Source organism: Binatus sp. (SeqCode), assembly GCF_036522015.1.
In the GTDB taxonomy this organism is placed as follows: Bacteria; Desulfobacterota; Binatia; order Binatales; family Binataceae; genus Binatus.
Genome location: NZ_DATDGQ010000366.1, coordinates 1 through 10,646, shown reverse-complemented (window position 1 = coordinate 10,646; position 10,646 = coordinate 1). Strand labels below are relative to the sequence as shown.

The following is a 10,646-nucleotide window of genomic DNA, read 5'->3' as shown; positions in this document are numbered from 1 at the left end:
GGCGAAATTTCGGTTTACGTCACCGCCCCGCAGCCACGCCGCGTGGCGCCGCCGTTCACCACGTTGACCGAGGCGCGACTGGCGCTGTCGCGAATCAAGCCGACCGATGCGCCCAACGACCAAACGACGCTCGAAAACTTTCTTGGCAACCTCGCCTCGGAAGCGCGCGTTGCGAAAGTGATCTTCGCCGGCGCCGACGCGCTCGCCGCGCCGGTCCCAGCGCGAATTCATCCGATTGCGGTAGGCGACGCGGTCGCGAACTCGGCGATCGGCTCGTTCTCGCTGCGGCGCGAAGTCCTTGGCGCGGAAGCTCTTCACGCGAGTCTCACTATCGCCAACTTCAGCCCCCAGACGCGCGCGCTCGAACTCGTCGTGACTGGCGACGGCAAGCAAGTCGCGCACGCCCAAGAAGCACTCGGCGCGCGCGAGACTGCGACGCTCGAATTCCCGGCGATTCCGCCCGCCCGAATCTACGAGGCGAAACTCGCGCCCGAAGACGCACTCGCGCTCGACAACGTCGCCTACGCGACCGCGGGCTCCGTCAAGAACGTGTCCATTCTCTTCATCAGCCCCACGCCCGCCGATGCCAAGGGACTGAATTCGATTCCCGGGGTCGCGGTCACCGCAAAGAGTCCGGACGCTTATGCGCCGAGCGAACTCGCCAACTTCGATCTCGCCATCTTTGAATACGCTACGCCCAAGGAAATCCCCGCGGTGAACACGATGCTCGTGATGCCACCGCCGGGCGATCCCGTTTTCGGATTGACGGTGACGCCGACCGCGAAGGTCGAGATTGCCGGATGGCGCACGACCGACAGGCTCACCGACTCGGTGAATTTCCGGCTGCTGAGTCTGCGCGGCGGCGAATATTTCGGGACGCATCCGTGGATGAGCCAGGTGGTTGGCGGCGACGGCGGCGCGCTGCTGCTCAAGGGCGAGCGCGGCGCGCATCGTTTCGTCGCGACCGGTTTCAATCCGTTTCCGTATCTCGGCAAGCGCAACCTTCCGATGTCGGTGCTGACGCTCAACGCGATCAGCTATCTCGCGGGCCTAGGTGGGAGCAGCAGCGGCTACCGGACGGGACAGCCGTGGCTGGTGCCGGCGGGCGTCGAGCGCGTGGTGCTGCCGTCGGGAAGAAAGCGGGCTGCTCATCCCGGCACGCTTTTCAGCGATGTGTCGGAGCAGGGAGTTTATGAGCTCGTCGCCGCTGGCGGCACGCAGACGCCGCGCGCCGTTAACCTTGCCGACTTGAGCGAGTCCGACCTCTCGAGCTCGCCGCTGCTCAAAGTCGAAGCCCCAAATTCGGGTTCCGTCGAGCCGGTGATGGAAAAATCGTCGCTGAGCGACTACCTGCTCTTTGCGATCATCGCGCTGGCCGCTCTGGAAGCACTCATCGTCTATCGACGCCGGCGCGTCGTCGAGGCCGCGCTGTGATTCCCGCAATCTTCCCGCATGATTTGCCGCACGATCTGACCTTCGCGCATCGCGAGGCGCTCTACCTGCTGGCGATCCCCGCGGTCGTCCTGCTGTGGGGACTTATCAACGCCCGCGAACCGCGCCGAGTATTTGCGCCGGTGATGCGCGCGCTGGTGCTCGCGCTGTTCGTCGTCGCGCTCGCGAATCCGCAGCAGGTGATGCGTTCCGAGGGCGCGGCGCGGCCGGCGATCGTCGATGCGAGCGCGAGCATCACGCCTGCGATGCGCGCGTGGACGCTGAAGCTGCTGCGCGACGACCTTGGGCTGCGCGCGGGAGATCCGGCATACGTGTTCGCAACCAGCGCGGCGCCGCAATCGATCGGCGCCGTCGAGTCGGCTTTCGCCAACAACACCGGATGCGCCGAATGCGGGCCCGGCGCGACCAATCTTGAAAGTGCCCTTTACCGAATCGCCGCCGATCCCGACGCGCACGGCGGCCCGGCCGTGATGGTGACCGACGGCTGGCAAAATCGCGGCGACGCCGACCGCGCGATCAGCGCAATCGTCAACGCCGAGATTCGGCTCGACATCTTCACTCCCCCCGGCGCGCGATCGATTCCCAACGTCGCGATGACGGCGCTCTCGTTGCCGCCGGCATTGGAGAAAGCTGCGCCGTTCGAGCTCGGCGTCACGATGGAAAATCTCAACGACGCGCCGGTGACGGGAACAATCACCATCGCGCGCGACGGTGCGACTATCGATCAGCGCAGAGTGACTCTGGCGCGCGGCTCGCAGCGCTTCGACTTTCCGGTGCACACTGAAACCGTGGGGCTCGCTTCGTACGGCGCGTCGTTCAAACCTGACAATCCCGCGCAAGACGCGTACCTCGAAGACGACTCGCTGAAAGGATGGGTCGGAGTCGGCGCGCGGCGCAAAGTTCTGATTCTTACCGACAGCGCGAAGGACGCGAACTACCTCGGCACCGTCGTCAATCGGATGGGACTCGAGCCGACCGTCGTGCCAGTCACCGGCGGGACTTGGGACGGCACCGTCGCAGGTTACGACGCGGTGCTGATCAACAACGTGCCGAGCGAGCGCATCGCGCCTGCTGCGCAGAACGCGATGGCAGCGTACGTGAGTCGCGGCGGCTCACTCGCGATGGTCGGTGGTGATTCGAGCTTCGGCCTTGGCGGATACGCGGACAGTCCGCTCGCGCCGGTGATGCCGGTGACGATGAAGCCGCCGCAGCACAAGGAAAAGAAACGCGCGCTCGTTCTGATTATCGACAAGTCGGGCTCGATGGGCCGTAACGACAAACTCACTTACGCGAAAGCTGCGGCCGAGACCGTCACGCGAAATCTCAAGGACAACGACCTGATCGGCGTCATCGGATTCGACTCGCAGCCCTTCGTCGTTATCCCGCTGCAATCGGTTGGGCAGAGCCGCGCGTATTTCAATCAGATGATCGACCGGCTCTCGGCGCACGGCCAGACCTTCCTGATTCCCGCACTGCGCGAGGCCGAACGCACGCTCGGCACGAGCGGCGCGCAGGTCAAGCACGTCGTGATCCTCACCGACGGCGAGACGGGCGGCACCGCCGAGATGTACTACGACCTCGTCTCGCGAATGCATCATGACGCCGACACGACCATCTCGACCGTGGCGGTCGGCACTGAGGCAAACGTCGACCTGCTGCAGGCGATCGCGAAGTACGGCGGCGGTTCGTACTATCAGACCGACAATCCAAAGAATCTGCCAGAGCTCTTCGTCGAGGATTTCAAGGCACACGGCGGCGAGATCACGATGTTCGAAAAGGAATTTACGCCACGCACCGAAAGCCCCGACGCGATTCTGAAAGATCTCGCATCGCGCCAGATGCCGCCGCTCAAGGGCTATGTCTCGACCGAGATCAAACCGAGCGCCACGATGGACATGTACGTCGAGCGCAGCGGCACGCGCGAACCCGTGATCGCGAGCTGGAAATACGGCGCCGGCAAGGTAATGGCGGTGACGACGGATGCGAGCGGACGATGGTCGGGAACGTGGATCACTACTAATCTTTTTGCGCCGCTGTGGGATCGGCTGCTCGCGTGGATGACGCCCGAGATGCCCGCCGAGCCGAAGATTGACGTCGCGCTCGGTTACAACGCGGGCCGCATCAACATCAAGCTCACCGACTACAGCGCCGAACCCGGCAACGCGGCGCGGCTCGTCAGCGTGCTGGTGACGCGGCCCGACGGCACCCGCACCGACACCGCGCTCACCGAGGAAGTCGTGGGCGAGTTGTCGGGATCGATCGACGCGCCGGCGCCCGGCAATTACTACTTCGAAGTGCGTTCGCCTTCCGGCAAGGACAAGAAGTTCCCGCCGCTCGCGTTCACCGTCAGCCCGTCGGTCAACGCCGAACTGCCGCGGCCCGAGCCCAACTACGGCCTGCTCGAAAAGCTCGCGTCCGCGACCGGCGGGCGTTTGAATCCATCGCCGGCGGAAGTCTCGACCGAGCGCGCAACGCTCGAGCGCCGCGTCTCGATGAATCCGTACCTGCTCGTCGCCGCAATGATTCTGCTGATCGGAGAAGCACTCGTCCGCCGCCTGACTGCATGAAGAAACACGACTCAATCCACGCCAACCATCGCGTGCAGCGCGACTATCCCGCCAAGGTGAAATTCTGTCCGCTCTGCGGCGCCGCGATGGAGTCGCGAATGCTCATGCCCGAAAACGCTGAGCGCAAAGTCTGTACGCGATGCGGCTTCGTGCTGTTCCCCGGACCCAAGCTGGTCGCCGGATGCTTCGTAATCGACGACGGCCGCGTGTTGTTGATCCGTCGCGGCATCGAGCCCGCCGTCGGCAAGTGGACGTTCCCGGGCGGCTACGTCGATTTCGGCGAGAACGTCGCCGATGCTGCGCTTCGCGAGACGCGCGAGGAAGTCGGAATGCGCGCCGCGCTGGGCCCGCTGCTCGGAGTGTTCAACGATTCTGCCATCACGGTCGTCGTCTATCTCGCCACTCCTGGCAAACAACCACCGGCGCTAACCGTCGAAGCAACTGAAGTCCGCTACTTCGAGCCCGACGACATCCCATGGCACGACCTCGCGTTCCCGACGACCACCGACGCATTGACGGCGTGGGTCGCTTCGACCCGAAAACTCAGCCAATCACGCTGACTTTCCCGCATTCGAGCATTAGCACTACTGACGTGAGTGTGCTAAATAATTTATCTTGAACTCCCGGCACCTGCGGCCATTCCAGGTAAGGAAGGTGGCTTTTATGGAACGGGTTGAAGTGGTTGGCGGCAACGTTTTCGTCGTTCGGACGCGTCAGTTGGGTCCCGACTGGTGGTGCTGCGACCTCTACGAGCGAGTCGAAACCGACGCCGGCGTCGAGGCGTTCGTGCTCGAGGATTTCGGCCGATCGGAAATCGAGGCTATCGGGATGGCGCTGAGCGACGCGCACGAACCCAACCACATCCAGCATCATCATCACTGATTCGCGACGCGTCGAGCAGTGAGAGATCAGACTTTTCTTGCCGACGGCAAAATTTTCTGCCGCTCGTAATCTGCAGTCACAGTATCAATTGAATCCGCCTGCTCCGGCGACTTGTCGTCGCGGATGCGCACGATTCGCGCGAATCGCAACGCCATCCCGGCGTCGTAGTTCGGACTGCGCTGGATATCGTTGTACGCAACCTCGACGACGACCTCGGGGCGAACGGTCACGACGCCGTGCGACTCTTCGGTCTTGAGCGCGAGCAGCCGCTCGGTCATCGCGCGAAATTGTTCATCGCTGAGACCCTTGAACGTCTTGCCGAGCATCGCGAACCCGCCATTCCGGTCGCGCGCGGCGAGATGATAGTTCGATAGCCAGCCGTGGCGGCGGCCGTAGCCCCACTCCGCCGCCACGATCACAAGGTCCAGCGTGCGCGTATGCTTTATCTTGAGCCATCCGCGACCGCGCGCGCCCGGCGTGTACGCGCTCGCAAGCGATTTCGCCATCACGCCTTCGTATCCGGCCACGACGGCGTCGGCGTAGAATTTCTCGGCGGCGGCGAGGTTGGGCTTGATGATTCGTTCGACTATCTCTAACCCGGCTGACGACTGCAGCTCTTCGAGCATGGAAATTCTGTCCGCCCACGGGCGATCGATTGTCAGAGCGCCGTCGAGCGCGAGCACGTCAAATACGAACAGCCTCAGCGGCTGCTCGGCGCGCGCTTTCTCGACGTCGCGAGTGCGGCCAAACCGGCGCATCAGATCCTGAAATGCTGCGGGACGTCCCGACGCGTCCACCCCGATCACTTCACCGTCGAGAATCGCGTGACGCGCGCCGATTCGACTCACAACCTCGACCACGTCGGGAATGCTCTCGGTGATCTCGTTCAGTCTGCGCGAGAAAATTCGCACGTCGCCATCGCCCGCATGATGAATCTGCACTCGCGCGCCGTCGAGCTTGTGCTCGAACGATAGCTCCGAGCCAAGCGTCGCGAACGCTTCCGCGATGTCTGCGACCGGAAACGCAAGCATCGGCTTGAGCGGCTTGGCGGCTGGCGAGGTCGGCGAAGATTCTCCGGCGGCGGGTTTTTCCGCGCCAGCTGGCGAGCGGATGATTCGCACGACGCGGCCCAAATCGGCCTCCAGCATGTGAATCCGGCGCACTTCAGTGACCGGCCGCGCACTCATCCTCGCAATCGCCTCGAGCATCAACCCTTCGCTCACCCCGTGACGCATCTCACCGATCAGAATCTTCGCGATGTACTTGCCCTCGAACGCCGACGCGCGCGCGAACAGCTCGCGCAGCGCGTCGAGCTTGCGGTTGCGCGCGTGACGTCCCTCGATAGCGGCAATCTCGGCGAATTTCTGGTTGAGCTCGCGAATCGTCAGCGTGGGCTCCGGATCGGCCGCGCGAAGCTTGAGCGTCATCTCGATGGCCTCACCAAAGTCTTCGGCGGCGGTGAAGATGTCCTCGCCCTGGTCGGCGCTGTCAGTCATCTCGGCGGCGATTTTCCAGACTGCGCGGCCGCTGATCTGGAGCCGCTTCTCCTCGCCCTGCTCGACCGCGCGTCCGACCATGAATCGCGCCGCGATTTCCGCTTCGTCGATATTGAGTGAGGCGAGAAACGTGCCCACCTCCTCGGCCATCTGCAGCCGGCTCTGAGTCTGGCTGAGCGATTGGCAGACGTTCGCGAAGTCGTAAAACGAGGGCACGTACGAGATTAATCCCGCCCGCGACGCCTCGCGCAAGTGTTGATGTCTCCTGACGAAGCGACCAGCGCGAGCGGGCGCGCCTCCGGACAGCTTCGCGTTTTGGTGTCATCCTGACGACCTGAGCAACGCGAGGGGAGGAAATGGCTTCTGGCCTCCGGACAGCTTCGCGCACGCGAAGCCGGTTCCGGTTTCGAAATCGCGCAGCGGTCCTTTGTTGTTGGCGTCGCGAACGATGCAGAGAACCTAACCCCTAACCCCTTCCCGAGCGGGAAGGGGGACCGGATTTCGGGGAGTAATCTCTTCCCTCGAGGGAAGGGGGACAATCGCGCGAGAATATCTAGACCTTCTCAGGCCGCGATCGGGTGCGACTTCACGAACGGCAGAAATACTTTCAGAAACTCCTCGCGGGCATCCATGAACGCGTGGCCCACACCGGAGATGAGGTGTAATTTCGCGCCGGGAATCCGCGCCGCGATAATTTCGGAGTTCTTCGCCGGGATCAGCACGTCCTCGGCGCCGGTCACGACCAAAGTCGGCGCCTTGATTTGCGGCAGACGGTCGTAAGTCTTCAGCGTGTAGGTCGCTTCGAGCTGGCGCTGGAACGCGAACGGCGGGGTCGGATATTTCAACAGGCGCGGAATCGCAGCCTCGAGCAGGTAGCGATGCTCCGCGATGTATTTCGGCGTGTGCCCGAGCGGCCATCCGCGCCGAATCACCTCCTCCGGCGAAACACCTTCGCGCGGCGCGGTCAGAATTTTCAACGATTCAGGCGGCGGCGGCACGGAATGCGTGCCACCTGCCGTGGTGCATCCGAGCGTGACCGTCGCCGTCCGCTTCGGATGCCGCACCGCGAACTCCTGCCCGATCATCCCGCCCATCGAGACGCCAAAGATGGGAGCGCGCGGAACGTCGAGCTTGTCGAGCACCCCCGCAGCGTCATCGGCGAACATCTCGATCGAATACGGTGCGTCGGGCTTGTCACTCTGCCCGGTGCCGCGATTATCGAAAGTGATCACGCGCAACGTGCGCGCGAGGTCGGTTATCAGCTCGGGATCCCACACGGCTGAACTCGCGCCGAGGCCCATTATCATCAGGAGTGGCTCGCCCTTCCCGGCAACATCGTAGTTGAGTTTCACTTCACCGGCTTGAATCTTTGGCATTTCGATTTCCTCTAGTTGCTAGCGCAGAATCCCTGCTTCTTCATGTACTCGACGGAATTCCCGCTCAGCGGCGATTGCGGCGTCGCATCGGCCCGATAGACCGAGTTGTGCTGCGGATCGTAGTAACACATCAACTTGATGCTCTCGCCGGCAGGAATCTGAAACTCGATCGAGTCTGGCAGGTTGGGCGGCCCGTATGAACTCGCCATCGCGGGCTGCGGAGGCGCCGGCGCTGACGATCCCGTTGCCTGGCACATCTTGACCGCGTCGATTTTGCAGCTACCGGCTGCGGCGGGCGATATCTGCGTGCTGCCGACATCCATCGCCGGCGGTTGCTCCTGCTTGCTCGAGCACGACGCGGTACATGTCGCGATCGTCACCACGACTGTCAGCGCACCGGCCAGTCTCGACATGTATCCTGCCGTCATCGGGGTTCGCTCCCTGTTTTCAGGCCGCCGTCGAAGCAACCGCTGCGACCTCGCGGGGCGCGCTCTCCTCGCGTCCAGCTTTGCGGCACTTAAGGATCAGCTCACTGCGCGCGATATAGGCGGTCTCCTCGATCACAATGCCGTACCGCGCGAGGATCTCGCGGAGCTGTGCGAGCGTGTAATGTGTGATGTGCTCGTCCTTGTATCCGCCCGGCATCAGGAAGCCGTAAATCGGTTCAATAATCCGCCAACCAATCGTCGCGTAATCGGGCGTGCCGAGGATCAGCGTGCCACCGGTCCGGAGCACCCGGTGCATCTCGCTGAAAATCGACTCGTCGTATCGAATATGTTCGATGACCTGCGAGCTCATAACGCAGTCGAACGAACCGTCCTTAAATGGCAGAGCGAAGGCCGAGCCCTGGACCAGCGGGATTTCGTAGCGGCGCAGAAAACGGAGCTTGGCGTAGTTGAAGTCCATCCCGATGACGTTGTTGAGGCTCTGCACTATCAGGCTCGAGCCGCATCCCGCGTCGAGCACCCGTTCGGCACCGCGCGCCCAGAGCACGGTGATGCGATGGCGTCGGCGCTGCCAGTAGCGCTGCGGCGGAATCAAGCTGTAGAAGGCGCGCTCGTCGTAGTCGGCGGACTTCAGTGAGTTGCGGATTTTCCACAGGCTTAACGATGAACGGAAGATTTTCCAGCCGAAGCTGAACAGCTTCGCATGCGAGCGCCCCGCGCCGCGCGGAAAATATGTGAACGGAACTTCCACGACGCTGAATCCTCTGGCGTAGGCTTTTACCAGGATTTCTTCCTGCACCTCGAAATTCGAGGAGGTGAGTTCCAGCTCGGCGAACACCTCGCGCCGGTACAAGCGGTATCCGCTGGACATGTCGAGCACCGGTATCGAGAGCATCCGCCGCAACGCCTGGTTCAGAAACCAGCTCGTCGAGCGGCGGATGAAATCGGAGTAGGCGACGCCGCCAAGCATGTAGCGCGACGCGACCACGATGTCGGCGCGCTTGCGCGCCCGCCACATCTTGACCACGAAATCCGGGTCGTGCGACTGGTCGGCGTCGAGCGTCAGCAGGTAGTCGCCGCGCGCCTCCGCGATCCCGGTCTCCATCGCGCCCGCGTACCCGCGCCGGCGTTCTTCGACGACGCGCGCCCCTAACTCTCGCGCCACTTCGCGAGTGCCGTCGGTGGACGGCCCGTCGATCACGATGATCTCGTGAGTAATCCGCTCGCGGTCCAACAACGCGGTGAGCCTGGGGATCAGTATCCTCAGGTTTTCGGCCTCGTTCATGACCGGTAAAATTACGGAAATGTTCATTCGGGCTCAGTTTCCTTTATGCTGTGACGCGAGAAAAGGGAATATGCCAGTTGACGATGCCCGCAATGTCGCGCGCCGGGCTCTCGCGTAGTAGTCTCTTGAGGCTGATGAGGATGGGCGTGGGGAAAAATTCAAAGTCGAAAATTATTGCATTTGCGACGATCGCCATTTTGGCGGCGAGTTTCACTTCTTCATTTGCGAAGGTCATTCACCGCCATCCGGTTGCCCCGAAGGCACATGAAGACGCCCCAGCGGTTCCGCTGACTTCGATTCAGGTGCTCGGCAACCGCCCGGCGCCGTTCGCCCTCGACGCGAAGGCCGCAATCATGATCGATGCCGACACCGGCGCGGTGCTGTACGCGTACAACGAGCACGAGAAGATGCAGCCTGCCAGCCTCGCCAAGATCATGACGTTCTACCTCACTCTCGACGCGTTGAAGGCCGGTAGAATCACTCCGTCGACCGACGTCACGATCAGCGAAAATGCGTGGCGGCTTTCGATGAACGACACCGTCTCGCGGATGTTTCTTGGCGTCGGACAAAAGGTCGCGGTGAACGATCTCCTGTTCGGCCTGATGGTGTCGTCGGGCAACGACGCCGCCGTGGCGCTCGCTGAATATCTCGGCGGCAGCACCGACTCCTTCACCAAAATGATGAACGACAAGGCCAGCGCAATCGGCCTCAAGGAAACGCACTTCGACAACCCCGACGGTTTGCCCGAAGAAGGCGAGTTCACGACCGCGGCCGACATGGTCGCGCTCGCGCACTCGCTCGTGAATCATCATCCGGAGGCAATCAAATATACCTCGGCCAAAGAATTCACTTTCGACAAAATCTCGCAGCCCAACTTCAACAAGCTGCTGCTGCACGACGCACGCGTCAACGGGATTAAGACTGGTCACGTTGACGAGGCCGGTTATCATCTCGTCGCGTCGGCGGGATCTAACGGGATGAACCTGCTGTCGGCGGTGCTGGGCGCTCCGAGCGAGGCGCACCGCGTGACCGAATCCGAAAAATTGATCGATTGGGCATTTCGCACTTTCGTCAGCTACCGGCCTGATCTGAAAAAGTCGGTGCCCGCCACAATCCCGGTGCACGACGGCGTCGCCGAGACT

The 10,646-nt window shown here is 62.6% G+C and carries 10 protein-coding genes; 5 read left to right on the top strand and 5 right to left on the bottom strand.

All coding sequences use genetic code 11. From position 1 onward, the window contains the following. The 4 genes from VIW95_RS15535 to VIW95_RS15520 form a co-directional block, all read left to right on the top strand. Positions 1-1,434: hypothetical protein (locus VIW95_RS15535; RefSeq protein WP_331588175.1), on the top strand; the 1,434-nt coding region annotated here is incomplete at its 5' end. Beyond that, a complete protein-coding gene (locus VIW95_RS15530; RefSeq protein ID WP_331588173.1) occupies positions 1,431-4,019 on the top strand; it encodes a VWA domain-containing protein in 2,589 nt (862 codons plus the stop codon). The genes VIW95_RS15535 and VIW95_RS15530, both read left to right, overlap by 4 nt. Further along, positions 4,016-4,579 carry an NUDIX hydrolase gene (locus tag VIW95_RS15525; protein WP_331588171.1) on the top strand — a complete coding sequence of 188 codons (564 nt, stop codon included), beginning with the start codon at positions 4,016-4,018 and terminating at the stop codon, positions 4,577-4,579. Before VIW95_RS15530 ends, VIW95_RS15525 begins: the two co-directional genes overlap by 4 nt. Positions 4,580-4,682: 103 nt before the next feature. Next, a complete protein-coding gene (locus tag VIW95_RS15520) occupies positions 4,683-4,901 on the top strand; it encodes a hypothetical protein (protein ID WP_331588168.1) in 219 nt (72 codons plus the stop codon). A 26-nt stretch (positions 4,902-4,927) separates the two neighbouring features. On the opposite strand, the gene VIW95_RS15515 is transcribed toward VIW95_RS15520, so the two are convergent. The 5 genes from VIW95_RS15515 to VIW95_RS15495 form a co-directional block, all read right to left on the bottom strand. Then, the gene (locus VIW95_RS15515) at positions 4,928-6,649 is read right to left on the bottom strand and encodes an ATP-dependent DNA ligase (RefSeq protein WP_331588166.1); all 1,722 of its coding nucleotides are present in this window, start codon (positions 6,647-6,649) and stop codon (positions 4,928-4,930) included. A 311-nt stretch (positions 6,650-6,960) separates the two neighbouring features. Further along, a complete protein-coding gene (locus VIW95_RS15510) occupies positions 6,961-7,773 on the bottom strand; it encodes an alpha/beta fold hydrolase (protein ID WP_331588163.1) in 813 nt (270 codons plus the stop codon). Positions 7,774-7,784: 11 nt separating this feature from the next. Next, positions 7,785-8,201 carry a hypothetical protein gene (locus tag VIW95_RS15505; RefSeq protein ID WP_331588161.1) on the bottom strand — a complete coding sequence of 139 codons (417 nt, stop codon included), beginning with the start codon at positions 8,199-8,201 and terminating at the stop codon, positions 7,785-7,787. A 19-nt stretch (positions 8,202-8,220) separates the two neighbouring features. Next, positions 8,221-9,531 carry a glycosyltransferase gene (locus VIW95_RS15500; RefSeq protein ID WP_331588159.1) on the bottom strand — a complete coding sequence of 437 codons (1,311 nt, stop codon included), beginning with the start codon at positions 9,529-9,531 and terminating at the stop codon, positions 8,221-8,223. A 16-nt stretch (positions 9,532-9,547) separates the two neighbouring features. Continuing rightward, on the bottom strand, positions 9,548-9,739 hold the full coding sequence (locus VIW95_RS15495) for a hypothetical protein (RefSeq protein ID WP_331588157.1): 192 nt from the start codon (positions 9,737-9,739) through the stop codon (positions 9,548-9,550). A 67-nt stretch (positions 9,740-9,806) separates the two neighbouring features. On the opposite strand from VIW95_RS15495, the gene VIW95_RS15490 reads away from it, so the two are divergent. Then, the coding region (locus tag VIW95_RS15490) for a D-alanyl-D-alanine carboxypeptidase family protein (RefSeq protein ID WP_331588155.1) at positions 9,807-10,646 on the top strand (840 nt) is incomplete at its 3' end.

Coding starts and splice junctions, on each gene's coding strand:
- VIW95_RS15525 (WP_331588171.1), top strand. CDS start 4,016: ATGAAGAAACACGACTCAATCCACGCCAACCATCGCGTGCAGCGCGAC.
- VIW95_RS15520 (WP_331588168.1), top strand. CDS start 4,683: ATGGAACGGGTTGAAGTGGTTGGCGGCAACGTTTTCGTCGTTCGGACG.
- VIW95_RS15510 (WP_331588163.1), bottom strand. CDS start 7,773: ATGCCAAAGATTCAAGCCGGTGAAGTGAAACTCAACTACGATGTTGCC.
- VIW95_RS15505 (WP_331588161.1), bottom strand. CDS start 8,201: ATGACGGCAGGATACATGTCGAGACTGGCCGGTGCGCTGACAGTCGTG.
- VIW95_RS15500 (WP_331588159.1), bottom strand. CDS start 9,531: ATGAACATTTCCGTAATTTTACCGGTCATGAACGAGGCCGAAAACCTG.
- VIW95_RS15495 (WP_331588157.1), bottom strand. CDS start 9,739: ATGACCTTCGCAAATGAAGAAGTGAAACTCGCCGCCAAAATGGCGATC.